Raw genomic sequence first — 24,482 nt, 5'->3', positions numbered from 1 at the left:
TATCGGTGAACCCGCTCTTCGGAGAGGCCGACCCCGTCTCCGGAATCAGCGCGGTCCTTCCCCGGACGCGGTTGCCGGAGGGGCCCATGCCACCCGCCACCGTGTCTCTGCTCATTCGCGACGAGCTCATGCTCGACGGGAACCCGCGGCTGAACCTGGCCACCTTCGTGACCACGTGGATGGAGCCGGAGGCGCACGCGCTCATGGGCGACACCGCGGACAGGAACCTCGTCGACCGGGACGAATATCCCGCGACGGCCGAGCTCGAGCAGCGCTGTGTCCAGATGCTCCGCCACCTGTGGCACGCCCCGCGACCCGGCGCCCGGCTCGGCACCTCCACCATCGGGTCCAGCGAGGCCTGCATGCTCGCCGGGATGGCGCTCAAGCGCCGCTGGACGCACCGCAACGCCGACCGCTATGCCGCCGGCGCACGCCCCAACCTGGTGATGGGCACCAACATCCAGGTGTGCTGGAAGAAGTTCTGCAACTTCTGGGAGGTGGAGGCGCGCCTGGTGCCCATGGAGGGCGACCGGTTTCACCTGGGCGCAGAGCAGGCCGCCGAGCGGTGCGACGAGAACACCATCGGCGTGGTCGCCGTACTCGGTTCCACGATGGACGGCAGCTACGAGCCGGTCGCCGAGATCTGCGCCGCCCTCGACGCGCTCGAGGAGCGTACGGGACGGCACGTGCCCGTGCACGTGGACGCGGCGTCCGGCGGCATGATCGCGCCCTTCCTCGAGCCGGAGCTGGAGTGGGACTTCCGTCTGCCGCGTGTCGCCTCGATCAACACCTCGGGGCACAAGTACGGACTGGTCTATCCGGGCATCGGGTGGGTCCTCTGGCGGGACCGGGAAGCGCTCCCTGACGACCTGGTCGAGCACGTGAACTACCTCGGCGGCGACGTGCCCACGTTCACGCTCAACTTCTCCCGCCCCGGGGCACATGTCATCGGGCAGTACTACAACTTCCTCCGGCTCGGCCACGAGGGCTTCCGCAAGGTCCAGGGGGCGATCAGGGAGGTGGCGGTGCACCTGGCGGAGCGGATCGAGGCACTCGGCTGTTTCCGGCTGCTCACCCGCGGCGACCAGTTGCCGGTGTTCGCGTTCACGACCACCGATGACGTCACGCGGTTCAACGTCTTCGATGTCTCACGGCGGCTTCGGGAGTCGGGCTGGCTGGTGCCGGCCTACACGTTCCCGCCGAATCGGCAGGATCTCCAGGTGCTGCGGGTGGTGTGCCGCAACGGGTTCTCGCTGGACCTGGCCGACCGGCTCGTCGACGATCTGCGGAACCTGCTGCCGTGGCTGCGCAGGCAGCCCGGACCCATATTCGGCCCGGAGGATGCGACGAGTTTCCACCACGGCCCTTCGTTCGGCTCGGCAGGCAGGTCGAGCCGGACATAGCCCCGGCCCCGACCCGCCCAGCAGCGGCGCTACATCCCCGCCCGTGCGGGCTGGCGGATGTCCGCGCGCTGCTCCTCGAACTCAGGAGCCTCGCGGCCCTTCTCCTCCGTCATCTCCTCCAGGCGCAGAGCGACGCCGAGCGCGAAGAACGTCGGGGCCCACTCGCCGATGAACAGCCCCCAGCGGTCGGCCCGAGCCGTGCCCCCCCGCTCGAACTGCATCGAGAGGAACCAGGAAGCGACCGTGGCACCGATGGAGGCGAAGCCCGCCCCGTACATCATGTTGGAGCGCACGCCCATCCGGTGAAGCGTTTTGATCATCCGATCCTCCTGATGTGAATGTGTCTCCTTGGGGCTACCCCCGAACAAATGGCACAATCCGGACAATTCACCACATGGCGGGATCGGTGGAGTGGCACCGCCGCGACCTCCGGCTCCTCGATTCCGCCGCCCCGGTCACGGGAAGTAACCGCCTGTGACGAAGGGGATGCGATGAGGACCGTGCCGGGCCGTACGGACCACGTGGTGGTGGTCGGAGCCGGGCTGTCCGGGCTGTCGGCCGCGCTCCACCTGCTCGGCGCGGGCCGACGCGTGACGATCGTCGAACGCGACCGCCTGCCCGGCGGCCGGGCCGGCCGCATCGAGCTGGGCGGCTACCACATCGACACCGGTCCCACCGTGCTGACCATGCCGCATCTGGCCGAGGAGGCGTTCGCCGCGGTCGGCCAGTCGCTGCGCGACCGCCTCGAGGTCATCGGCCTTCACCCCGCCTACCGGGCGCGTTTCGCGGACGGCACGAGCCTGGACGTGCACACGGAGGCGGCGGCGATGGAGGCAGAGGTGGAGCGGTTCGCCGGACCGGGGGAAGCCGCCGGATACCGGTGCCTGCGCGCCTGGCTGGAGCGGCTGTACCGGGCCCAGATGCACCGCTTCATCGACGCGAACTTCGACTCGCCGCTGCAGCTTCTCCATCCCGACCTGGCCCGCCTCGCGGCGCTCGGCGCCTTCGGCAGGCTGGACGCGCGCATCGGCAGGTTTCTCTCCGACGAGCGGTTGCGCCGGGTGTTCTCCTTCCAGTCGCTGTACGCGGGCCTGGCGCCGGCCCGGGCGCTGGCCGCTTACGCGGTCATCGCCTACATGGACACGGTCGCCGGGGTCTACTTCCCCCGCGGCGGCATGCACGCCCTGCCGAGGGCGATGGCCGACGCGGCGCGGGACGCCGGAGCCGAGATCCGGTACGGGCACGGCGTGACCCGGCTGGAGCGGGCGGGCCGGCGGATCTCCGCGGTGATCACCGAGCAGGACCGGATTCCCTGCGATGCCGTGGTGCTCACCGCCGACCTGCCCATCTCTTATCGCCTCCTTGGCCGCCGACCCCGGCGTCCGCTACCGCTGCGTTACTCGCCGTCGGCGATGATTCTGCATACGGGTACCGACCGCACCTGGCCTGAACTGGCGCATCACACCATCTCGTTCGGCGCGGCATGGGAGGGCACGTTCCGTGAACTCACCCGAACCGGAGGCCTGATGACGGATCCTTCGCTGCTCATCACCCGGCCGACGGCCACCGATCCCTCGCTCGCGCCGCCCGGCCGTCATGTCCACCACATCCTGGCCCCGTGTCCCAACACCGACATCGGCCCGGGCGCGCGGGAATGGTCCGACCTCGGGCCACGCTACCGCGACCGGCTGCTGGCCGAACTCGACCGGCGCGGCCTCGCCGGGATCGGCGACGCCATCGAGCGGGAGTGCCTGGTGACGCCGGCCGACTGGGCCGCGGCGGGGCACGCCGCCGGCACTCCCTTCTCCGCCGCCCACACGTTCGCGCAGACCGGGCCGTTCCGCCCCCGCAACCTGGTGCGCGGCACGGACAACGCGGTCCTCGCCGGGTGCGGCACCACGCCGGGCGTCGGCGTGCCCACCGTCCTGATCTCCGGGAGGCTCGCCGCCGCGCGCATCACCGGGTTGAACGGCGGGCGGCGCCGCCTGTCCGCCACCTCTCCCGCCCGACCAGGGGGATCCGCGCCGTGAGCGCCCGTGAACTCGACGCGGCGGGCATCGCCGATCCCGATCTGCGCGCGGCCTACGAGCGCTGCCGCCGGATCAACGCCCGGCACGGCAAGACCTACTTCCTGGCCACCCGGCTGCTGCCCATCGAACGCAGGCCGGCCGTGCACGCGTTGTACGGATTCGCCCGCTGGGCGGACGACATCGTCGACGATCTCGGCAGCGAGGCCGGCGTCGAAGAGCGCGCGGCGGCGCTGCGGGCACTACGGGAAGACCTGCACGCCGCGCTGCGCGGTGACGGTCATCACGGGAAGCCGGTCGTGGCGGCGCTCGCCGACACCGCCCACCGGTACGCCATCGACACCACGCACTTCGACGACTTCCTGGACTCGATGCTCGCCGACCTGGAGGTCACGGATTACCCTACCTACGCTGATCTGTGCCGTTATATGCATGGTTCCGCGGCCGTCATCGGGCTGCAGATGCTGCCCGTCCTCGGCACCGTGACCCCACCCGAGGAGGCGGCCCCGCACGCGGCCGCGCTGGGCATGGCCTTCCAGCTGACCAACTTCCTGCGAGACGTCGGCGAGGATCTCGACCGGGGCCGCGTCTACCTTCCGGCCGATCTGCTCACCGCGCACGGCGTCGACCGGGAGCTGCTGGTGTGGAGCAGGCGGACCGGCGGCCACGACGCCCGGATCACCCGGGCCCTCCGGGCGGCCGCCGACCTGACCCGCGGCGTGTACCGGCAGGCGGCCCCCGGCATCGCCATGCTCGACCCGCTCTCACGTCCCTGCATCCGCACCGCCTTCATCCTCTACCGCGACATTCTCCGGGCCGTCGAGGCCGGCGGATACGCGGTGGTGCACACCAGGGCCGTCGTGCCGCGCACCCGACGGGCGGCTGTGGCGCTCAACGGTCTGGCCCAGGTCACGGCGGCTCGCGCAGGGGCCGGCGGCCGGAGCCGGCTGCCGCTGCGTCTGCGTCGCGTGCCCGTGCCCTGGGAGGAGCAGGCGCCCACCTGGCGTCAGGCGAGACCGGCTCGCATCGACGGGGCGGTCAAGCGCGCGCAGATGCGCCCATCCGGCAACTGGTACGCCGTGGGAGCCACCCGCGACCTGCGCCGGGACCGGCCGCTGGGTCGCACGGTGGCGGGCACCGAACTCGTGCTCTGGCGCGACGCCGAAGAAGCGCTGCGTGCCGGCCCCGGCGCGTGCCCGCATCTGGGCGCACCGCTCAAGGACGGCCGCGTACGGTGCGGGACGCTGATCTGCCACTGGCACGGGCTGGCCCTGACCGGTGACCCGATGCCCGGATGGGAGCCGATCCCCGCCTACGACGACGGGGTGCTGATGTGGGTGCGCCTGGACCACGTCGGCGGCGAGGAACCGACGGAGCGGCCCCCGGTGCCCACCCGGCCGAGCCTCCTCGGCGCGGTGAACGCCGTTTACACCGGCGTCGGCCGGTGCGAACCGGAGGACGTCGTCGCCAACCGTCTCGACCCGTGGCACGGCGGGTGGCTGCACCCGTACTCCTTCGTCGACCTCACCGTGCTGGACGCCGCGGCGGACGGGGGCGGGGCCGCCGACGGCGACGACGGCATCGCCGTGGAGGTGTCCTTCAAGGTCGCGGGCCGCGTGGTGGCCCCGGTCAGGGCCGTCTTCACCGCCCCAGGTCCGCGCTCGGTCCTGATGCGCATCACCGAGGGGGAGGGCCGCGGTTCGGTGGTGGAGACGCACGCCACGCCGTTGAGCCCGCCCGGCGCGGCCACCCCGCGCACCGCGGTCGTCGAGGCGGTGATCGCCGTCTCCGACCGCCCGGGCTTCACCGTGGCCCGTGCGATGGCGCCGCTGCTGCGCCCGCTGCTGCGGGCGGCGGCCGGCCGCTTGTGGCGCGACGACCTGGCCTACGCCGAGCGCCGCTGGGCGTTGCGCAGCACGGGCCGCTTCCCGGGCTGACGCCGTGTACGGCTCAGCGCGGCCGTCTCAGCACGTACGGCTCAGCCGGGCCAGGGCGCGCAGGAGGGCGGACCGTCCCCGACTCGGCACCGTCCACAGCGTGTGACCCCGGACGCCCCACCGCCGGAGCAGGGCGTTCGCGGCGAGAAAGCCCGTCGTGGCGGCGCGCTCCATCAGGGCGACGGGCAGGCCGGTGCGCACCAGGTCGCCCGCGACCAGCACGGCCGGGTCGGGGGTCCGTACGGTGGGCCGGTCGTGGTAGCCGCCCACCGGGAACAGCGGGCAGTCCGCGCGCCACTCGTGCCGCTCGTCGACGATCCCGGCCGCGCGCGTCTCCGGGTACACCGCGCGCAGCCCTTCCAGCAGCCGGTGCTGTACGGCCCGCCTGTCGGCTTCGGCGTCGATCGCGTAGGCGTGCAGTTCCACCACCGATCCGCCGGTTCCCGCGGCCCAGCGTGCGGCCTCGCCCTCCCAGCGCTCCAGCACGCTGACGTTGTCGAGGGGGCCGTACCCGCTGGTTCCCAGGAATCCGGGGCGGCCGGCCGCGACCGGGTGGTCGAGCCAGAGCCGTGAGACCAGGAACGCGGGCGCGGTGCGCAGCCGTCGGACGCGCTCGCGCCATCCGCTGTCGCCGAGCCTCGGCGAGGCCGCGACCACCCCGCGCAGGCCCTCCGTGTCGAGCGCCAGGATCACGGCGTCGTGGTGCTCGGCCGCATGGGCGGTGTGCACGGCGAACCCGCCCCGTGGCAGCGGCTCCAGCGATCGCACCGCCGTCGAGGTGCGCAGAGCGACGCCGTGCCGGGTGAGATACGCGGCGAGGGGTTCCCACAGCGCACGCGGGAACGGCTCGCCGGGAACGTCGAAGAGCAGCCCTTCGGCCGAGCCGAGAAAGTAGACGTGGAACATCAGGGCCAGTTCGGCCGCCGACAGGTCCCTGGGGTCGGCGAAGAAACTGCGCGAGAACACCTCGAACGCCAGGTGCCGCGCCGCCTCCGGGAAGCGGATCCGGTCCAGCAGGTCGTGCGCACTGACGCCGTCGAGTCTCTCGTACACCTGCGGCACGCGAACATCGAGCAGCGGCAGCGCGGCGCGCGCGTTCAGCCCGGCCAGATCACGCAGTCCGAAGGACGGGCTGAGGGCGAGGAAGCCCAGCGCGTTCCAGGGCGGAGTGCGTGGTACGCGGGCGAAGCCGTCGCACCTGCCGTCGGCGCCGCGCAGCGGATAGTCCGGCAGGCCGGTGAGCATGCCCAGCGCCGGATCGGCCCGGCGCAGCAGTTCACGGAGGTTGTAGTACTGGCGGAAGAAGGCGTGGAAGCCGCGGGTCATGGTGGCCGCCGAGCCGTCGGCCAGGGTGACCGGCCATCCCGCGAGGCGCCCGCCGAGGCTCTGCTCGCGTTCGTACAGCGTCACGGCCGCGCCGCGCTCGGCGAGCCCGGTGGCCGCCGCGAGCCCCGCGATCCCGCCGCCGATCACCGCCACCCGGGGAGCGGGGTCGTCGCAACGCGGACGGCCGGGGGCCGCCTCGAGGACGCGGGCCCGCCGGTCACGGCCGGGCACGGCGGGCCTCGCCCGGCTCATGACGCCGCCCCCGTCGTACGTCTGGGCAGCCAGGGGAGTTCCGCGACGGTGCGCAGCATGGGCAGCACCGGCGTGTGCAGCCCGATCGCCACATCCTCACGGATTCTCGTGCCTCCGTCGAGGAAACGCAGCAGCCGTTCCATCGGCACCTCGCGGAACAGCCGCGTGAAGAGGCCCGCGCCGTCCACACGACCGCTGGCCAGGGCACGCAGCAGCACGGCGTCCATCGCGCGGGCGCGTGCGGAGTGCGCGGGCGGCGGAGCCGGACAGCGGCCCTCGCCGAGAGCGAGGGCGACGGCCCGGGTCTGCCGCTGCACGGCGGCGAAGGTGTAGCCGGTCGACGGGCGCGTCGCGCCTCCGGCGGCGCCTATGCGGAACACCGAGGCCCCGGCGCGACGCGGAAAGCGCCCGTCGCTCATCGGGATCACGCCGCCCTCGGCGGCGGTGACCGCGAAGCCCGGCAGCCCGAGCACCTCGCCCGTGTAGTGCCGCAGCGCCCGCTCGTACCCCGCGTCATCGAGCACCGTGGGTGAGAACTCGGTGTACTCGACGAGCGCCTCGCACTCACTCAGCGGCAGCACGTAACCGAACGACAACCCCGTCGCGGGCCGCGGCGTGCGGAAGTCCATCAGCTCCGCCACCGCCGGGTCGAACACCGGCCGGGTGGTCCGGACGAACCACCCGCGGAAATGCTGGAGCAAAGTGGTGCGAGCCGGCGGCAGTGCGCGCGGCGGACGCGAGTCGAACGCCCACCTGCCCCGCAGCCGGAGACGCCCGCCCTCGGCGGTGGTGCCGTGCACCTCGACGCCCCGGGGCAGGTCGATGATCGCTTCGACGACCGCCTCCAGCCGCCGCACCCCCGGAGTATGCTCGCGCACCAGCCGTTCGAACGGCCCGGAGCGCAGCATCTTGTACCGCAGCGGATCGATGCCGCCCTCCAGGCGTTCCCCGTCGGGGCCGCGCACCCGCAGCCGCTCCCAGGAGGCGGTGAGCACGTCGTCGTACTCACCGCCCGGCTGCTCCCAGAAGCACCAGGTGCGTTCCGGGGGCCGCAGCGGCCCGGGCGGTGCGTCGACGAGCGTCACATCGAGGGGACGGCACCCCGGCGGCGGTGCGGCCAGCCGGTACGCGAGCGAGAGCCCGGCCGCCCCCGCGCCCACGATGACAATCTGCGTGTCATACACCATCGCTCCCTCAACGGCGTACGGATCACCTGGCCGTGCCGCCACGCTCTACGGCTCATACCCGCCGTGGCGGCTGCGACAGAGGTGCGGCCACCTCGGAGACCGGGGGACGGCCGGCCGGGCGCGGTTCAGGTCAGGCGCTTGAGGTAGCCGTTGTCGGCCAGCCAGCCGATCGACACCTCGCCCTTGTCGTTCGCGGGCGCTCCGGGGATGTACTTCGCGAGCGTGTGGAGCTGGAGCCCCTCGCCGGGCTGCTGGAAGGCCGCGGCGATGGGGCCCGCGTCGACCTCGAACGGCCGGGTCACCTCGTAGGCGTGGTAGTTGCACCGGTGCGCGCGATCGCCGGAGAAGGTGTTGAGGTTGTTCGGCGGCAGTGCCCGCTGCGAGTACGGCGTGCCGAGCGGAGAGAGGAACGCCCCCGACTCGCCGCCGAACCGGTCGACCCGGTATCCCATGGGAAGGAGCTTCGGATAGATGATCGGCTTGGCGTTGCCGAACTTCTCGGGGTGGGCGAAGCCGAAATCAGGCGGGTAGTTGTAGGAATTGCCCTTCTCGTCGAAATATCGGGCGAGGAACTCCGTTGGAGGCAGGCCGCCGTACAGGGTGTAGCCGCGTACGATCTCGCCCAAATTGCCCTCCGTCGGGAGGAGTTCCGGCCCCAGGGCCGGATTTCCCAGCACGTACGGCGGATCGCAGACCACCGCATCGGCTTTCCGGCCGTCGGTCGCCCTGGACCTGAGGCCATCGGCCGGCTTGGACGACGACGTCACGTCTTGGACGAGCCCACCGGAGCTCGTGTCGGTGTCGTCGGAGGCCAGGGCCGGTGCTACGGCGAAGGTCGCGGCGGTCAGGGCGAGCGCCGCCACCAGTGGACCACGCCGCAAGAAATTGCGCACGAATTCTCCCGAAGAGGATGCACGGGTGTGTGGTCGGACATATTCGCATCAATTGCTGGATCGGCGGTATGAATCGCCCGCTGATCATTCTCGATGCGATCCGTGCGTACCCGGACCGCCTTAAGGTGCATCACCTCCAATTATCTGGAGCGGCAAAAAGTGCGCGAGGTTCAGGCGGAAAGAGCGTGAGAAATCCGATATCGGATAACGGAGGGGGTCTGTCGGATCAGGGGCGATCGAATCCCGACATGCGTCGCGAACGCAAGATCAATAGGGGACCGGTGTTGGAGCACCAGATTTCGCTGTTTTCTTTCCTTCTGATCGGACGTACAGTTCGTCTGTCCGGCTGCGAAAGATCCCCGTCGATTATGTTTCGGCCGGACCGTGGAGAGAAAGGCGGAAAATGGCCGAACCGAAACCCCCGGACGCGGCGACATGGGTGCCTTCGGCGAGCGACCCTCAGAAGCTCAGGGCATGGGCCCGCGAGCGGAAGCTGGAGGTCGACGGCATCCACGGCGTGATGACCCTCAGGAATTCCCTGCCGTCCAAGGACGACGTCGAACTCCTCTCGAAGAGGCTGAACGCCCTGGAGTGGGCGGACGACCCGGCCAGGGTCAGGACCATCCTCATCGGAGAGCTGGAGGAGACCCTCCACGGCGCCTGGTGCTACTACCTGCAGGAACAGGCCAAGCTGGATCGGGCCCGTGAAGCGAGGGAGCGGGAGGCGCGCCGGCGGCAGCTCAAGCAGAAAGCCGCGCAGGCGGCGGTCAAATACCGCAACCAGCATGCCCGCACTTCGGGGACGGTGGTCACCGGGCTCGTCGACCTGGAGACGGGAAACGTCTACGTCGGTCAGAGCGGCACGGGCAATCGCATCACTCCCACACTCCACCCCGTCATGTACGAGCTGCTCGGCGGGAGCGGTCCCGTCGCCCAGTGGCCGACGGACGTGTGCGGCGAGGTCAACGTGATGAACGAATACCTGCACAAGTCCAACTTCACATCGGCGTCCCAGATCCCCGCGAACTCTCTGGTCTTCCATTCGGAGACGTTCAACTCCGGTGGCACCGTCATCAACAAGAAGACCGGCAAACCGACCGTGAAGACGCCGCACTGGGAGTCGCGGGGAGCCTGTAAGAACTGCGAGAAATGGATCACCAGAATCGGGGCGGAAACGGCCTGACCGAGCGGAGATCCGCGATTCGGCCGGAGGCATGCAGCTGTGGGAATCCCCTCCGCCCACCGCCGCATGTCCGGCGCGGCGGTTCATCCCCCCGCCGGGGAGTTTCGACGGAGACAGACCGGACAGAATTCCCACGCGGAGCGGCGGGTGACGTCCCGGCGGCTGTCTTGAGGCAATGAGCCCCCGGGCTCTGCCGTCCTATCCCGGAGGAGCGGGTCCGTCGCGTCCGGCAGACGGATAACGGGGGCGATCTCCATGATCACATTGAGCATCATCAAGGCCGACACCGGGGGATTCGTGGGACATTCGGCGGTCCACCCGGACATGATGGCCGAGGCGCGGCGCGAGATCGAACGGGCCAAGACCTCCGGGCTGCTCATCGACGGGGCCGTGGCCGGTTGCGGGGACGACATCTCGCTCATCATGACCCACACCTACGGCTGCGACGCGGGTCTGATCCATTCCTTCGCCTGGGACACCTTCCAGGCCACCACCCACATCGCCAAAGAGCTCGGCCTGTACGGCGCGGGCCAGGACCTGCTGTCGGACGCCTTCTCCGGCAACCTGCGGGGGATGGGCCCGGGCTATGCCGAGTTGGAGTTCGAGGAGCGTCCGTCGGAACCGGTCAAGGGCAGGCCGGTCGGCCCGCGCGACATGTTCGACGACCGGCCTTCGACCGTGCCCGTGCCCAGGCCACCGAGGTCATGGACTACCTGCGGCGGCACGGCCCGTTCGAGCCGCACCGGCTGCCGCTGGAGGATTTGGAGTACACCACCATGGCCTCCCTGACCAAGCGCCTCGCCCACCGCTGGACCTCGCTGACGACCGAGGTGGCGACGGCGTCGACCTGATCGGCTCGGGGAGCGTCACGGCCCGATGGCGGCCGAACGATCGAGAGGCCGGATCCGCTGTCTCGGGATCCGGCCTCTGAACCGGGACTTCGTGGTGGGCGATACTGGGATTGAACCAGTGACCTCTTCCGTGTCAGGGAAGCGCTCTCCCGCTGAGCTAATCGCCCTCAAGAGGTGGAGACGGGATTTGAACCCGTGTACGCGGCTTTGCAGGCCGCTGCCTCGCCTCTCGGCCACTCCACCAGGTGTAGCCGCGAGCGGAAGACGGGATTCGAACCCGCGACCCTCACCTTGGCAAGGTGATGCTCTACCAACTGAGCCACTTCCGCGTGCCGTCCGTGAGCCGGACTCACGCAGAGAACCTTATCCAATTCCCGGCTGCTCCCCAAATCGACCCGAAATGTAAGGACCCAATCTTCGATACGCTGGTTACGGCAGACGACACGACCCCCGAGAGAGTTGGAAGATGCGCGACAACGAGGTCGTTGCGGTCGGGCCCGAGCCGCTGTCCTTCTCCGACGTCGTCCGGGTCGCCCGGTACGGCATGGCCGTACGGCTGAGCGACGACGCCGTGGCCGAGATGGCCGCGTCCCGGAGCAGGGTGGAGGAGCTCGCCCGGGCCGAGACCCCCGCATACGGCGTCTCCACGGGGTTCGGCGCCCTGGCCACCCTGCACATCGAGCCGTCGATGCGGGCCAAGCTCCAGCGCAGCCTGATCCGCTCCCACGCGGCCGGCTCCGGCCCCGAGGTGGAGATCGAGGTGACCCGGGCCCTGATGCTGCTGCGGCTGCACACGCTGGCCACGGGGCACACGGGGGTCCGCCCGGAGACCGCGCGGGTCCTCGAGGCGCTGCTCAACGCCCATGTCACGCCCGTGGTCCACGAGTACGGCAGCCTGGGCTGCTCGGGCGACCTCGCCCCACTGGCGCACGTCGCGCTCACGGTCATGGGGGAGGGCGTCGTCCGCGATGCCGAGGGACGGTTCAGGCCCGCCGCCGACGTGCTCAAGGAGTGCGGCGTCGAACCGGTCGAACCGGCCGCCAAGGAGGGCCTGGCCCTGATCAACGGCACCGACGGCATGCTCGGCATGCTGGTGCTCGCCATCGACGACCTGACCCGTCTGCTGAAGACCGCCGACATCGCCGCGGCCATGAGCGTCGAGGCCCTGCTCGGCACCGACCACGTGTTCGCGGCCGATCTGCAGGCGCTGCGCCCGCATCCCGGCCAGGCCGCGGCCGCGGCCAACATGCGCGCACTCCTGCACGGCTCGGGCATCATGGCCTCGCACCGGGACGGCTCCTGCACCCGGGTCCAGGACGCCTACTCGCTGCGCTGCGCGCCGCAGGTCGCCGGCGCGGCCCGCGACACCGTCGCCCACGCCTCCCTGGTCGCCTCGCGGGAGCTGGCCAGCGCCATCGACAACCCGGTGGTGCTCGCGGACGGCCGGGTGGAGTCCAACGGCAACTTCCACGGGGCGCCCGTGGGCTACGTCCTGGACTTCCTGGCCATCGCGGTCGCGGACGTCGCGTCGATGGCCGAGCGGCGGACCGACCGGATGCTGGACGTCGCGCGCAGCCACGGGCTGCCGCCGTTCCTCGCCGACGACCCGGGGGTGGACTCCGGGCACATGATCGCCCAGTACACGCAGGCCGCGATCGTGTCGGAGCTCAAGCGCCTGGCCGCCCCCGCGAGCGTCGACTCGATCCCGAGCTCGGCCATGCAGGAGGACCACGTCTCCATGGGCTGGTCGGCCGGGCGCAAGCTGCGCCGGGCCGTGGACGGCCTCACCCGGGTGCTGGCCATCGAGATCCTCACCGCGGCCCGGGCCATCGACCTGCGTAGGCCGTACGACCCCGCACCCGGCACCGGCGCGGTCGTCGCCCTGCTGCGCGAGTCCGTGGCGGGTCCGGGGGCCGACCGGTTCCTCGCCCCGGAGATCGAGGCGGTCGTCCGGCTCGTCGCCGACGGCTCCGTGGTCGCCGCCGCCGAGTCCGCCGCCGGTCCGCTCGCCTGACGTCAGGACGCCGCGGCGACCACCTCCACCTCGATCAGCAGGCCGGGCTGGAACAGCCGCGGCACCTCCACCGTGGTGCTCGCGGGCGGCTCGCCGGTGATGTGGCGGTGCCGCACCGCGGCGTACTCGCCCAGCAGGTCCATGTCGGTCAGAAACGTCCTGATGTGCAGGACCTGATCGAACGAGGACCCCTGGTCGGTCAGGATCCGCCGCAGGTTCTCCATGACGTACTCGGACTGGACGGCCATGTCGCCCTCGCCGACGACCTCCCCCTTCTCATCGAGCGCCACCTGGCCGGACACGAACAGCAGATCTCCCATGCGGGTGGCGTGCGAGTAGCGTCCGTTGGTGGCGGGGACGGACGCCGGGTTGATCTTCAGTACGGGCGCGGCCGGCGCCGGACGCCCGATCGCGCCGAAAACGGCGGTGAGGTCGTCGCCGGCGAGGCCGGCCGCCTCCGCCTCCGCCAGCCGGTCCCGCGCCGCTGCGGCCACGGTCTGCACCGTCCCCGGGCCCTCGGTGGCCAGCCGCAGGTCCTTGGCCGCCGAGCCCAGCGCGTACCGGGTCTGCGGCGGACCGGACTCGATCGCCGGCCGCAGCCGGTCCAGCAGCGGGGCGAGGGGGGTCTCGGACAGCACGTCGAGGTAGGTCGAGCGGTCGACGCCCAGCGCCCCCGCGTACGCCAGATTCTCCGCGAGCAGCACCTGAGCCGGGACGAGAACGCTCATCACCGCCAGCTTGAGCGCGGCGCCCGATCCCGGGCCGCCCACCTCCCGGACCCGGCCGAACACGGCCAGCACGTCACGGACCCGGCCCAGGTCCGCCGGAGACCCGCCCGCGAGGATCGTCAGCGTTCCCTCGGCGGCGGGTCCCACGCTGCCGAGCACGGGTGCGTCCACGAGACCCACCTCGGCCGGCAGCAGCCGGCGCAGCCGCCGTACCGCCTCCGGGCCGATCGTGGACATCTCGACCAGTGTCGAGCCCGGACGAAGGCCCGGAAGCGCGGCGCCGACCACCTCCTCCACCGCGTCGGGATCGGCGAGCATCGTCACGACCAGCTCGGCCTCCGCCACGGCCGCCGCCGGAGTGGCGGCCGAGACCGAGCCGGGGATCTCGGCCGGCGTACGGTTCCACACCGTCACCCGGTGTCCTGCCGAGACCAGCCTGCGCGCCATCGGGGTGCCCATGCGCCCCAGACCGAGAAAAGCAATCATGGCCGGAACCGTATCCGGGGTGCGAGACATTCCACCAACGACTAGATCGCATGGAAGCCATACGATTCACTCATGTTGAACACCGACGAGCTGCGCCTGCTGGAGGTCATCGCCCGGACCGGATCGTTCACGGCGGCCGCCGTTGAGCTCAACTACACCCAGTCGGCTGTCTCACGGCGTGTCGCGTCGCTGGAGGCGGCGGCCGGCGGGCCGCTCTTCGAGCGGCTGCCCCGCGGCGTGCGGCTCACCCCGGCCGGGCGGACCCTCCACCGGCACGCGCGGGAGATCCTGGAACGGCTCGGCCGTGCGCGGGAGGAACTGGCCGCGATCCACCACGGGATCGGGGGGCGGCTGCGGGTCGGGGCGTTCGCCACGGCCAATGCCGTGCTCGTGCCCAACGCGCTGCGCGCCTTCGGCAAGGCACGCCCCGAGGTCGCCGTCGGCATCGTCGAAGGGCTCAGCGGCGAGCTGATGGACTCCCTGCGCCGGGCCGAGATCGACATCGCCGTGGTCAGCGACTACCCCTCGGGGCTCGGACCGGCGGACGACGTGGAGATCACCCACCTGATGGAGGACGAGCTGCTCGTCGCGCTTCCCGCCGATCATCGGCTGGCCGGCGCCGAGGTGGTCGACCTGCGCGACCTACGGGACGAGAGCTGGATCGAGGGTGCCCCGCCGGGCCGGCCGACCATGCTCGCCGCCGCCTGCGCGAAGGCCGGCTTCACCCCGCGGGTCGACATCCGGATCGCGGAGTGGACCGGCAAGCTCGGATATGTGGCCGCCGGGCTCGGCGTGACCCTCGTGCCGGCCCTGGCCGTACCCGCCGTCCGCGGCGACCTGGCGCTGCGCCCGCTCGGCGCCTTCGCGCCGCGCCGCACCGTCTACGCCGCGCTGCCGCGCGCGGTGCCCCTCCCGGCCGCCGGCGCGCTGCTCGACCTGCTGCGTGCCGAGGCCGGCGGGCCGGGCTGAGAGAATGGAGTCGTGCACGATCCCTTCGCCCATATCGGGGGATTCCTGGCCACCGAATTACAGGAGGTGACCACGGATCTGGCCGCCCTGGACGGGTCGGGCTGGTGGGCGGTCGTCGTCTCCTACGAGGGCAAGGTCACCTGCGCCCGCTTCGGCGACGTGCGCCGCGCGCCGCTGCCCCGCCCCGCGACCCCCTGGATCGGGCCGGGCCGTACGGCATGGCGCAGTTCGCTCGACCGGGACGGCTACGAGCACGGCGTCCAGCGCATCAGGGACTACATCGAGCGCGGCGAGGTCTACCAGGCCAACCTGTGCCGGGTCCTGTCCGCGCCGCTGCCCGGGCGGGCGGATCCGCTCGGCCTCGCCGTACGGCTGGCGGAGGGCAATCCCGCCCCGTACGCGGCCGTGATCGACGTGCCCGGGCTGACGGTCGTGTCGGCCTCGCCGGAGCTGTACCTGTCACGCGGCGGCGACGTGATCGAGTCCAGGCCGATCAAGGGGACCGGAGCCACCGCCGGCGACCTGCTCGACAAGGACTACCCGGAGAACCTGATGATCGTGGACCTGGTTCGCAACGATCTCGGCCGGGTCGCGGAGGTGGGCAGCGTGTCCGTGCCCTCGCTGTTCGAGATCGAGGAGCATCCCGGCCTGGTCCACCTGGTGTCGACCGTACGGGCGCGGCTGCTGCGCGGAGCCGGCTGGCCGGAGCTGTTCGCCGCGACCTTCCCGCCCGGTTCGGTCACCGGCGCGCCGAAATCCTCCGCGCTGCGCATCATCAATGAGCTCGAACCACAGCCGCGGGGGCCGTACTGTGGGGCCGTGGGCTGGGTCGACGCCGACCGCGGACAGGCGGCGCTGGCCGTCGGAATCCGTACATTCTGGCTCGAGCAGGACATGATCCGGTTCGGCACGGGCGCGGGCATCACCTGGGGCTCCGACCCCCGGCTGGAGTGGCAGGAGACCGAGTTGAAGGCCGCCCGGCTGATCGGGCTCGCTTCGGGGGGCGGGCCGTGAAGACGAGAACGGAGAAGGAGATGTCGGTACCCATCTGGGTGAACGGGGAGCTCTACGAGCCGGACAAGGCCGTGGTCTCGGTCTACGACCACGGGCTGATGGTCGGCGACGGGGTGTTCGAGACGGTCAAGGCGGTGCACGGGAAGGCCTTCGCCCTGACCCGGCACCTGGACCGCCTGGCGCTGTCGGCCAAGCGGATGGACCTGCCCGACCCCGACCTCGGCGCGATCGCCGACGGCGCGCGCCGCTGCCTGGCCGCCGCGCCGAAGTGGCCGCTGGCCAGGATCAGGATCACCTACACCAGTGGGCCGGGCCCGCTCGGCTCCGACCGGGGAAGCGCCGGCCCGACCACGATCGTGATCGTGGGCGAGCAGAAGCCGTTCCCCGCCACCGCCGACGTGGCCGTCGTGCCCTGGCCGCGCAACGAGCGCGGCGCGCTGGCCGGAGTCAAGAGCACGTCGTACGGCGACAACGCCAAGGCCCTCGCGTACGCCAAGGAGCGCGGCGCCGGTGAGGCGATCTTCGAGAACCTGGCCGGCGACCTCTGCGAGGGCACGGGCAGCAACGTCTTCATCGTCACCGGCGGCCGCCTGCTGACCCCCACCCTCGCCTCGGGCTGCCTGGCCGGGGTGACCAGGGCGCTGACGCTGGAGTGGTGCGGCGGTGAGGAGGCCGACGTGCCGATCTCCGCGTTGCGCGAGGCGCAGGAGGCGTTCCTCACCTCCACCACCCGCGACATCCAGCCGATCCGGATGGTGGACGACACGGCGCTGCCCCAGGCGCCCGGCCCGGTCACGCTGGCGGCGATGAAGGCCTTCGCCGAGCGGTCGGCCGCCGACCTCGACCCCTGATCGCTCGGGCCTCTGGTCGCTCGGGCCTCTGGTCGCTCAGGCCCGGCCGTACGACCGCTGGGTCTGGGCGTTGAGCTCGGTCAGCCGCAGCGACTTGGCCGGATCGGTGAGCGGGTCGTCGAGGCGCAGGATGTCGAGGCCCTTGGTGATGTCGCTCGAGTAGATGTGGCCGTTGTAGTAGTAGGCGGACCAGGAGCCGCCGAGGCTGAGCTTCGGGCCCAGCGGCCCGCGTTCGAAGAAGGCGATCTCCCGGGGACGCCGGGAGTCGGTGAAGTCCCAGACCGAGACGCCCCCCATGTACCAGGCCTGGACCATGATGTCCCGGCCGGGTACGGGGATCAGCGCCCCGTTGTGGGCGACGCAGTTCTCCGACTTCCCCTGCGGACGCGGGATCTTGAAGTAGCCGCGTAGTTCCAGCCGCAGGTCCGGGGTGAGGTCGTAGATGGCGTCGGCGCCCTTCGTGGGGGAGTCGGATGCGCCGCAGGTCGCCATCATGCCGCCGCCCAGCTCGTCGCTGAAGACGACCTTGGTCCCGGTGTCGTTGAACGTCGCCGCGTGCCAGATGGAGAAGTTGGCGATGTCGGTGACCCGCTGGAGCACCCGCGGCTTCACCGGGTCGGAGATGTCGAGGAGCCAGCCGTCGCCGAAGCACGCCGCGGCGGCCAGGCCTTTCTCCGGGTAGGCGGTGATGTCGTGGCAGCCGGACGAGGAGAATCCGGCGTCGTCGCCGGACCTCCGGCTCTCGAACAGCTGGGGCTCGGCCACGACCCGGGCGGCCTCGGGGTTCTCGACCGGCACCTCGATGATGGAGATGCCCTGGTGCGGCGACGGGCAGATCGTGGCGTCGGGCTGCCCGGCGGAGGAGGTGTAGAGGTAGAGGCGGTCGGCCTGCTTCCCCGGAATCATCGTGTGCGTGTGCGAGCCGCAGTGCGTCCGTACGGACTTCACGTAGCGGGGGTGGGTCTTGTCCGAGACGTCGAAGATGCGGACGCCCTCCCAGGGGTTCTCGCCGAAAGAGCCCGCGCCGCTCTCACAGGTGTCGTCCTCGCGGGGAAAGTCGACCGAGACGAACAGCAGGTCGCCGGAGACCGAGACGTCGTTCTGCCCGCCGGGGCACTTCACCCGGGCCGTCACCTTCGGATGTGCCGGATCGCCGATGTCGTGGATCGTGAATCCCTCGAAGTTGCCGACGAAGGCGTAGTCACCCTGGAAGGCCAGATCGGTGCCCCACGCCTCGGGCCCGTCGAACGGCGGACCGAGCGGCACGTTGGCGACCAGCCGCATGTTCGCGCTGTGCCTGATCTCGTCCTGCCCCAGAGACGCCGACGGCGACTGGGCCGAGGGCCGGGCAGATGGTGGGGGAGACTGCGGCTCGGTCGTGGTGCAGGCGGTGACCATGAGGAGGAGTCCGGCCAGCGCGGCCAGCGGCCTCACTCGTCTCATCACGCGCCCCCAGGGTGGAAGAACTGATCCACTAGGGACGCTATGCCGCCGAGGCGGCCGATGCGGGGGAGTTTCGTAACGGTTTGGGCCCGGGGGCGCGGGCTACGAGCTCCAGAGCATGTTGCCGAGTTCCTCGTCGAGATCCATGAAGTCGGTCTCGCGCCCGGCCGGGACCAGCTCGTAGGTGCGGTGCAGGAACTGGGTCAGCGGGGCGAGCGGCACCTCGAACAGGGCCTGCCCGAAGGGGGAGGTCAGGCTGATGTGCAGCGAGCGCTCACCCTCTGAGCGGGCCGGCCAGACCTGGACGTCCCCGTCTCCCACCCGCCGCACGATGCCCACCGTCAGCAGCTCACGGGCGAAGATCCACTCGACCGGCTCGTCGTTCCCGACATGGAACGCCATCCGGATGGCGTACGGATCATCCGCCGTGTAGCTCAGCCCGGCGAGCAGCGGGACGGTCGTGCGGTCGGGGACGACAAGCCGAAGGCCCAGCTCGGCAGAGACGGTGGTGCTGTTCATCGTCAGCCAAACCTCTTCGTCGTCGGGTCCCCTGACAGGGGCTCTCTCGCTGCTAGGACGGGGCTTCGTCCGCTTCTCGTGCTACGAGGCGAACGAAGAGACCCGTAGGAAAGATTCCGCCTCCAGGCCCTTCTGTAACGCACATCACAGCTTGACATTCGGTCATCTACCTGCTCAAACATCGCTAACAGGCACAATCTTGCCCCTGCTTTGCGCGTCGGTTGGCCCTCCCTGCATCGTAGGTGGTGCGTATCGGTCGAGCGCGGAGTATCACGATGCTATGCCACCAGACCGTCAGGCCGGGGACGGTCCGGAGAACTCCGCCGAGGAGGGGGTGACCCTTTCTTTCGCCAGCACCCCCGGCGGTGCGGTATGGTTTTCCCGTCGGCACCACGGGGTGCCGGTGGTCCCGGGCGATTAGCTCAGCGGGAGAGCGCTTCGTTCACACCGAAGAGGTCACTGGTTCGATCCCAGTATCGCCCACCACGAGAAACACCAGGTCAGAGCCCGGATCCGCTACCAAGCGGCCGGGCTTTTTCCTTGTCCGTGCGCTGCTCGTGCGTCGGACTTCGCCGACCACGCCGCACGCACCGCATGATGCGCGTCCGGCGCCAGATGGCGTACCTCCGAGTCGTCCGATGGTCCTCGTGCCCGAGCGGGTCCTGCACGACGTACGGCGACACCCCGGCCTGCACCGGCCACGAGGCCGCGGTATGTCGCATCACATGCGGCGAGTGCCGGGGGATCGCATGCGAGGGGTACTCGCAGAACATGTCCCCGCACGTCCCCGCCGGGACCGGCTGCACCTCTGGGCGAGTCGATTGCGGCGAGCCGGGCGGCGTCGATGTGCCGCGAGACCGTGGGGTCGGAGGCGACGAGGCCGAACGGTTCCGGCTGAGAACGCGGTATCGCGATGCCGGCTAGGCAGTCCCGCCCCGTCACCGCCGCCCTGCTCTTTTCGCACGCTTGGCCTGAGAGGGCTGCCAAAGGGCTTGGAAGGTGCCGTCCGGGTCGTAGCGGTTCCATACTTGTCTGACACGGTCGCCGGTCGCGTCTGGGTAGATCCGCTTGAAGGCGCTCTCGTCCGGGCGGCTCTCGAAGCCGATATACGCACCGTCGACCCGGTCGGCCAGCGGCTGCCAGGCCGCGTCCAACTGCGCACCGCTCCGCGGCGGGAACATCGTGCCGATCACCAGGACGCCATGGTGCCGGTGCGCGTATGCGGTAGCGTCCGCCGGCATGTCGTTGACCGCCCCGCCCAGGGAGCGCATCTGGATCAACGGCTGATGCGGTCCGGTCGCGACTGCCATGATCGCCGCCGCGTCGTCGTCGGTCATCGCCGTCAGCAGGCCATTGGTGGTCGTGACGGGTTGCTGGCCGACGTTCGGATGTAGGTGCGCCGTGGACACCAGGGCAGGGTACGGGGCGAGTTGCGCATGCTCGTCGAGAACTTCGGCGATCGTGAGCAGCGGCTCGACCGCCGTGCGTAACCGTCGCTCGCTCGCTCCGGCGACCACGGCGGTGATGGAAGCGACCGAAGAGTGGCCGTGCGGCAGGAGGGTGACGGCGGTAGACAGCTCGCGCGGAGCGGAGGCCATGTAGTCGGCCCATTGCCGCAGGGCGCGGCCGTTCCGGTCGAGGCGTACGGCGATCTGCGCGAATCCCACGTCGCGCAGGTCGAGCGCCTCGATTTCGAAGGCCACCACGATGCCGACTCCGGCGCCGGCGCCGCGCACGGCCCACAGTAGTTCGGGTTCGTGTTCGGCGTCGGCGCGCACGACGGTGCCGTCGGCTAGGACGACCTCGGCCGCGCGGATGTGATCGATGGTCAGCCCGTAGTGGCGGACCAGCCAGCCGACGCCTCCTCCGGTCGCCAAGCCGCCGACGCCGACGTTGCCGTGGTCGCCGGAGCTGATCGCCAGCCCGTACGGCGCGAGCGCCTGCGCAACCTGCGCCCAGCGGGCACCCGACTCCACCCGGACGATCCGCGCCTTCCGGTCGATCACTTCGACCCGGTTCATGGCCGACAGGTCGATGACCACGCCGTCGTTGTTGGACGAACGACCGGACAGGCCATGCCCTCCGCTCCGCACGGATAAGGGCAGGTCCCGCTCGCGGGCGTAGTGCAGTGCGGCGACGACCTGCGCGGTGTTCTCGGGAAGCAGCACGGCGGCGGGGCCGGCCACGGTCGTGTACGTGGAGCGCAGCAGACGGTACCGGCCGTCTCCGGGGAACACGATCTTGTCATTCAGCTCGGGCGGGGCCGGGGACGGCTTGATCGTCATCGCTGTCCTCGGATCTGGCCGACCTGCTCGCGGACCGCCGGGACGACCTCGGCGGCGAACACCTCGAACTGGGCGTGGTGGTCGGTCACCGGCCAGAAGATGAACGTGTCGAACCCCAGCTCGATCACCCACTCGGTGAGTGTTTCCGTCCATACGCGCACGTCGCCGATCAGCCCCTGGCCGCCGCGGAAGCGACCGATAGCGCCGATCACGTTGTAGATCCGTCGGATCAGGGCCGGGTCGCGGCCCGCTTCCCGTGCGGCGTCGTCGATGATCTTCTGCTTGGCGGGGACCTCGTCCGGCGAGACGTAGATGTTGAGGGGTGAGATCCAGCCGTCACTGGAGCGGCCGGTGACGGCGAGCATCCTGGACTTCTGGGCGCCGAGCCACAGCGGGATGGGAGCGGGCGGCACGGGACCTGCCGAGTAGCCCTCGATCGCATGGTGGTCGCTGCGCAGGCGCACACCGCCGCCGGCCAGCGCCGCACGCATCACGTGCAGGGACTCTTCGGTGTAGGCGACCATCTCGCCGGGGCTGCGCCGTCCGCCGCCCATGCCGGCGATGGCGTCGGTGAACGTCCCGCCGCCGACCCCGAGGACGAGGCGGCCCTCGGCCAGCACTCCGAGCGAGGCCGCGGCCTTGGCCAGCATGGTCGGTGGACGCAGCTGCAGATCGAGGACGTCGGTGAGGAACGAGATGCGCCTCGTCTCCGCTGTCAGCCGGGTGATGAGGGTCCAGGTGTCGAGGTGCCCGGGTTGGTAGGCGTGGTCTTGGACGGCCAGGTAGTCCAGCCCGCCCTCGTCGGCGCTCTTCGCCAGCCGCATGGTCTGGTCGAGCCGGTCCGCGCCGGGGTCGAGAGCCAGCCCGAAAGTGAGGGATTTTCCGTAGTCGGTCACGGAATTCATGGTCCGTATCGGTGCTCCGATGGTCAAACTCGAGATTAGCTACTAATATTAGGTAAGTGACTATCGAAACCGCACCCGGCACCCGTCCTGGCAGCCAGCCCATCCATGAACCGGGCTGCCGCAGCTTCCAGAACACCGTTGAGCTCGTGGGCCGTCGGTGGACCAGCGCGATCCTGCTCGCCGGCAAACGCGGCGCCCGCCGGTTCGGCGAGTACCGTCAGGCGGTGCAGGGGATCTCCGATCGGCTGCTCGCCCAGCGGCTGAAGGAGCTCGAAGCCGAGGGCCTGATCTCACGTACCGTGATCCCCACCACACCGGTACAGATCCGCTACGCCCTGTCCGCGGATGGGGAAGAGTTGATGTCCATCCTGCAGCCCTTGGTGGACTGGAGCCACCGGCGCTGCGGGCCCGCCGAGAGCGGATCCGCCGACCCTGCTTGACCGAGCCATGAGGGTGGGCTGGGCACGCGGCCAGGACGCCGGTCTGCGGACGATCTGGATCGACCGGGGGGACATGGCCGGATCAGAAGCACGAGGCGGACCACGTCGTCACGGACGTGCACCGGCCACGAGGCCGCGGTATGTCGCATCACGTGCGGCGACGACCTCTCGGTAACGCCGCGTCTTCGATGACGTTGACGCCGGCCGCGGCCGGGTCTGATCGACGAATCCGACTGACGAGCGGCGATGAGTTTCCGCGGTTCCGGCGGTCCTATCCACATGGCTGCCTCCGCGACCTTCTTCGCCGTCGGTGCGCCGGTGACGCGTGCGGACATCCCTGTCCTGTGCGCCGACCTTGCCGAGCTGGTGCGCGGCCCCGGCGGCGGTGTCGTGGTCTGCGACGTGGCCGGCGTGGTCCGTCCCGACGTGGTGACGGTCGAGGCACTGGCCCGGTTGCGCTTGACCGCCCGGCGGCACGGCTGGAGTTTGGTGGTCACCGGGGCCGGCCCGGACCTGCTCGAACTTGTGCGCCTGCTCGGATTGACCGACGGGTTACTCCAGGCGGGCCGGCAGGTTGAACAGCGGGAAGAGGCGGGTGGTGTCGAGGAAGTTGTTGACGGCCGCGATTCGCCCCGCTGAGATCTCCAGCACGATCAGCGCCCACGGGTCGTGGCCGGAGCCACTGAGGCTGGGCCGGTACTGCCCGAACGCCGGCATGCCGTTGGCCGCCACCGGCACCAGGCGCGAGCCGCGGCAGCCGCTGCCCGTGCCGGCCATCCAGGCGGTGATGTCGTCGTGGCCGCGCAGCCACAGCGGCAGCGGCGGCATCGACAGCGTCGCGTCCTCATGCAGCAGCGTCGTCAGCGCTTCAAGGTCGTAGTCTTCGAACGCTTTCACATAACGTGTCAGCAGCGCCTTCTGCCCGTCGTCCAACGGCCGGTGAACCTCGGCGGTGGTGTCGGCGGCGGCGATGGTGGCCCGGGCCCGTTGGAGGGCGCTGTTGACGCTGGGCACCGAGGTATCGAGCAGGTCGGCCACCTCCTGGGCCGACCAGGCCAGCACCTCCCGCAGGATCAGCACCGCCCGCTGCCGCGGCGGCAGGTGCTGCAGCGCGGCGACGAACGCCAGCCGGATCGACTCGCGTTCGGTGACCACGTTGGCCGGATCGGCGGCCTCGGGCAGCACCCGGCCGTCCGGCACCGGGCCCACCCAGATCTGGTCGGGACGCGGCTCGCCCGGGTCGGTGGTGCGGCCGGACCCGGCCGGGCCGAGATCCATGGGCCGGACCCGCCGTTGAGCGCCGGCGAGCAGATTCAGGCAGACGTTCGTCGCGATGCGGTACAGCCAGGACCGCAGCGCCGAGCGCCCTTCGAACCGGTCGAAACCGCGCCAGGCGCGGACCAGGGTGTCCTGCACGGCGTCTTCGGCCTCGAAGGGGGACCCCAACATCCGGTAGCAGTAGCCGGTCAGCTCAGACCGGTACGCCTCCAACTGCGACTCTATCGGTGCGCCGGCCGCCACATCGTTCACCCTGACGAACCTAGCGGAGCATCCTGCAGCGGGCGACGAATATTTTTCGGAGGCGAAGCGGCGGCCGGCCTACCCCGGCATCGGGCCGGGGGCGATCACGCCTGCAGGGCAGGCACCATGCCGCCCCCGGCCGCGCGGGTGCTCACGACGCGGATGCCTGCGCCGCCCGCCTGCGCCAGAGCGCGCCGAAAAGTCGTCCAGCCGGCAGCGATGAGTTTCCGGTGCCCGCCCGGTCTACA

General features: G+C 70.8%; 21 protein-coding genes, 4 tRNA genes and 3 pseudogenes. 13 read left to right on the top strand and 15 right to left on the bottom strand.

All coding sequences use genetic code 11. The features are described from left to right. Positions 1-5: 5 nt before the first annotated feature. The gene (locus AP234_RS25565) at positions 6-1,403 is read left to right on the top strand and encodes a glutamate decarboxylase (protein ID WP_431999113.1); all 1,398 of its coding nucleotides are present in this window, start codon (positions 6-8) and stop codon (positions 1,401-1,403) included. A gap of 29 nt (positions 1,404-1,432) precedes the next feature. Here the strand turns inward: AP234_RS25565 and AP234_RS25560 are convergent, their stop codons facing one another. After that, positions 1,433-1,723: a hypothetical protein gene (locus AP234_RS25560; protein ID WP_055482278.1), complete on the bottom strand. Its 291-nt coding sequence runs from the start codon at positions 1,721-1,723 to the stop codon at positions 1,433-1,435. Positions 1,724-1,894: 171 nt separating this feature from the next. Between AP234_RS25560 and crtI the strand changes: the two genes are divergently transcribed. Further along, positions 1,895-3,433, top strand: coding sequence for a phytoene desaturase family protein (gene crtI, locus AP234_RS25555; RefSeq protein WP_055482277.1), 1,539 nt, complete (start codon positions 1,895-1,897; stop codon positions 3,431-3,433). After that, positions 3,430-5,367: a DUF5914 domain-containing protein gene (locus AP234_RS39670; protein WP_083502432.1), complete on the top strand. Its 1,938-nt coding sequence runs from the start codon at positions 3,430-3,432 to the stop codon at positions 5,365-5,367. Before crtI ends, AP234_RS39670 begins: the two co-directional genes overlap by 4 nt. Before the next feature lie 27 nt (positions 5,368-5,394). On the opposite strand, the gene AP234_RS25545 is transcribed toward AP234_RS39670, so the two are convergent. The 3 genes from AP234_RS25545 to AP234_RS25535 all read right to left on the bottom strand — a co-directional run bounded on the left by AP234_RS25545 (position 5,395) and on the right by AP234_RS25535 (position 9,025). After that, complete coding sequence (locus AP234_RS25545) at positions 5,395-6,945, bottom strand: FAD-dependent oxidoreductase (RefSeq protein WP_055482276.1); 1,551 nt, start codon at positions 6,943-6,945, stop codon at positions 5,395-5,397. Next, positions 6,942-8,132: a lycopene cyclase family protein gene (locus AP234_RS25540; protein ID WP_083502431.1), complete on the bottom strand. Its 1,191-nt coding sequence runs from the start codon at positions 8,130-8,132 to the stop codon at positions 6,942-6,944. The genes AP234_RS25545 and AP234_RS25540 overlap by 4 nt, the downstream gene beginning before the upstream one ends. 125 nt (positions 8,133-8,257) lie before the next feature. Continuing rightward, a complete protein-coding gene (locus AP234_RS25535; protein ID WP_152990615.1) occupies positions 8,258-9,025 on the bottom strand; it encodes a TNT domain-containing protein in 768 nt (255 codons plus the stop codon). A gap of 403 nt (positions 9,026-9,428) precedes the next feature. On the opposite strand from AP234_RS25535, the gene AP234_RS25530 reads away from it, so the two are divergent. The 3 genes and pseudogenes from AP234_RS25530 to AP234_RS39665 form a co-directional block, all read left to right on the top strand. Beyond that, a complete protein-coding gene (locus AP234_RS25530; protein WP_055482274.1) occupies positions 9,429-10,208 on the top strand; it encodes a YwqJ-related putative deaminase in 780 nt (259 codons plus the stop codon). A gap of 255 nt (positions 10,209-10,463) precedes the next feature. Then, positions 10,464-10,823 (top strand): annotated as a pseudogene (locus AP234_RS25525) (fructose 1,6-bisphosphatase); the annotation flags it as partial. A gap of 72 nt (positions 10,824-10,895) precedes the next feature. Continuing rightward, positions 10,896-11,059, top strand: a pseudogene (locus AP234_RS39665) (fructose 1,6-bisphosphatase); the annotation flags it as partial. Between the two features lie 92 nt (positions 11,060-11,151). Here the strand turns inward: AP234_RS39665 and AP234_RS25520 are convergent. The 3 genes from AP234_RS25520 to AP234_RS25510 all read right to left on the bottom strand — a co-directional run bounded on the left by AP234_RS25520 (position 11,152) and on the right by AP234_RS25510 (position 11,388). Further along, a tRNA-Val gene (locus tag AP234_RS25520) sits at positions 11,152-11,226 on the bottom strand. Between the two features lie 5 nt (positions 11,227-11,231). After that, positions 11,232-11,302: transfer RNA gene (locus AP234_RS25515), tRNA-Cys, on the bottom strand. A gap of 13 nt (positions 11,303-11,315) precedes the next feature. Next, positions 11,316-11,388: transfer RNA gene (locus tag AP234_RS25510), tRNA-Gly, on the bottom strand. Between the two features lie 137 nt (positions 11,389-11,525). Between AP234_RS25510 and hutH the strand changes: the two genes are divergently transcribed. Next, positions 11,526-13,073, top strand: coding sequence for a histidine ammonia-lyase (hutH, locus tag AP234_RS25505; RefSeq protein WP_055482272.1), 1,548 nt, complete (start codon positions 11,526-11,528; stop codon positions 13,071-13,073). A 2-nt stretch (positions 13,074-13,075) separates the two neighbouring features. On the opposite strand, the gene AP234_RS25500 is transcribed toward hutH, so the two are convergent. Continuing rightward, positions 13,076-14,287 (bottom strand): NAD(P)-binding domain-containing protein, encoded by a 1,212-nt coding sequence (locus AP234_RS25500; protein ID WP_083502430.1) that lies wholly within the window; start codon positions 14,285-14,287, stop codon positions 13,076-13,078. 72 nt (positions 14,288-14,359) lie between these two features. Between AP234_RS25500 and AP234_RS25495 the strand changes: the two genes are divergently transcribed. Genes AP234_RS25495 through AP234_RS25485 form a run of 3 tightly spaced genes read left to right on the top strand, consistent with a single transcriptional unit; the run spans position 14,360 to position 17,121 of the window. Then, complete coding sequence (locus AP234_RS25495) at positions 14,360-15,256, top strand: LysR family transcriptional regulator (protein WP_055482270.1); 897 nt, start codon at positions 14,360-14,362, stop codon at positions 15,254-15,256. Between the two features lie 12 nt (positions 15,257-15,268). Continuing rightward, positions 15,269-16,270, top strand: a complete 1,002-nt coding sequence (locus tag AP234_RS25490) for a chorismate-binding protein (RefSeq protein WP_055482269.1) — start codon at positions 15,269-15,271, stop codon at positions 16,268-16,270. 20 nt (positions 16,271-16,290) lie between these two features. Beyond that, positions 16,291-17,121 (top strand): aminotransferase class IV, encoded by an 831-nt coding sequence (locus AP234_RS25485; RefSeq protein WP_055482268.1) that lies wholly within the window; start codon positions 16,291-16,293, stop codon positions 17,119-17,121. Positions 17,122-17,157: 36 nt separating this feature from the next. On the opposite strand, the gene AP234_RS25480 is transcribed toward AP234_RS25485, so the two are convergent. Together AP234_RS25480 and AP234_RS25475 are read right to left on the bottom strand one after the other, a co-directional pair. Continuing rightward, complete coding sequence (locus AP234_RS25480; RefSeq protein WP_055482267.1) at positions 17,158-18,564, bottom strand: LVIVD repeat-containing protein; 1,407 nt, start codon at positions 18,562-18,564, stop codon at positions 17,158-17,160. A gap of 102 nt (positions 18,565-18,666) precedes the next feature. After that, positions 18,667-19,083, bottom strand: coding sequence for an SsgA family sporulation/cell division regulator (locus AP234_RS25475; protein WP_055482266.1), 417 nt, complete (start codon positions 19,081-19,083; stop codon positions 18,667-18,669). Positions 19,084-19,494: 411 nt separating this feature from the next. Between AP234_RS25475 and AP234_RS25470 the strand changes: the two genes are divergently transcribed. Further along, a tRNA-Val gene (locus AP234_RS25470) sits at positions 19,495-19,569 on the top strand. A gap of 14 nt (positions 19,570-19,583) precedes the next feature. Here the strand turns inward: AP234_RS25470 and AP234_RS39660 are convergent. The 4 genes and pseudogenes from AP234_RS39660 to AP234_RS25460 all read right to left on the bottom strand — a co-directional run bounded on the left by AP234_RS39660 (position 19,584) and on the right by AP234_RS25460 (position 22,264). Further along, positions 19,584-19,856 carry a site-specific integrase gene (locus AP234_RS39660; protein ID WP_200926709.1) on the bottom strand — a complete coding sequence of 91 codons (273 nt, stop codon included), beginning with the start codon at positions 19,854-19,856 and terminating at the stop codon, positions 19,584-19,586. Positions 19,857-19,881: 25 nt separating this feature from the next. Beyond that, positions 19,882-20,031 (bottom strand): annotated as a pseudogene (locus tag AP234_RS39655) (IS1380 family transposase); the annotation flags it as partial. Next, entirely contained in the window at positions 20,022-21,368 is a 1,347-nt protein-coding gene (locus AP234_RS25465) for an FAD-binding oxidoreductase (protein WP_055482265.1), read from the bottom strand. The pseudogene AP234_RS39655 and the gene AP234_RS25465, both read right to left, overlap by 10 nt. Continuing rightward, positions 21,365-22,264: an LLM class flavin-dependent oxidoreductase gene (locus AP234_RS25460; RefSeq protein ID WP_055482264.1), complete on the bottom strand. Its 900-nt coding sequence runs from the start codon at positions 22,262-22,264 to the stop codon at positions 21,365-21,367. The genes AP234_RS25465 and AP234_RS25460 overlap by 4 nt, the downstream gene beginning before the upstream one ends. 65 nt (positions 22,265-22,329) lie before the next feature. Here AP234_RS25460 and AP234_RS25455 point away from each other — a divergent pair, with 65 nt between their 5' ends. Continuing rightward, on the top strand, positions 22,330-22,713 hold the full coding sequence (locus AP234_RS25455) for a winged helix-turn-helix transcriptional regulator (protein WP_055482263.1): 384 nt from the start codon (positions 22,330-22,332) through the stop codon (positions 22,711-22,713). Between the two features lie 246 nt (positions 22,714-22,959). Continuing rightward, positions 22,960-23,352 carry an STAS domain-containing protein gene (locus AP234_RS35280; protein ID WP_200926708.1) on the top strand — a complete coding sequence of 131 codons (393 nt, stop codon included), beginning with the start codon at positions 22,960-22,962 and terminating at the stop codon, positions 23,350-23,352. On the opposite strand, the gene AP234_RS25450 is transcribed toward AP234_RS35280, so the two are convergent. Continuing rightward, entirely contained in the window at positions 23,266-24,243 is a 978-nt protein-coding gene (locus AP234_RS25450) for a sigma-70 family RNA polymerase sigma factor (protein WP_055482262.1), read from the bottom strand. The two genes, AP234_RS35280 and AP234_RS25450, sit on opposite strands and share 87 nt — an antisense overlap. Between the last annotated feature and the right edge of the window lie 239 nt (positions 24,244-24,482).

The organism is Sphaerimonospora mesophila (assembly GCF_001417795.1).
In the GTDB taxonomy this organism is placed as follows: domain Bacteria; phylum Actinomycetota; class Actinomycetes; order Streptosporangiales; family Streptosporangiaceae; genus Sphaerimonospora; species Sphaerimonospora mesophila.
This window is presented reverse-complemented; position numbering and strand designations above follow the sequence as displayed.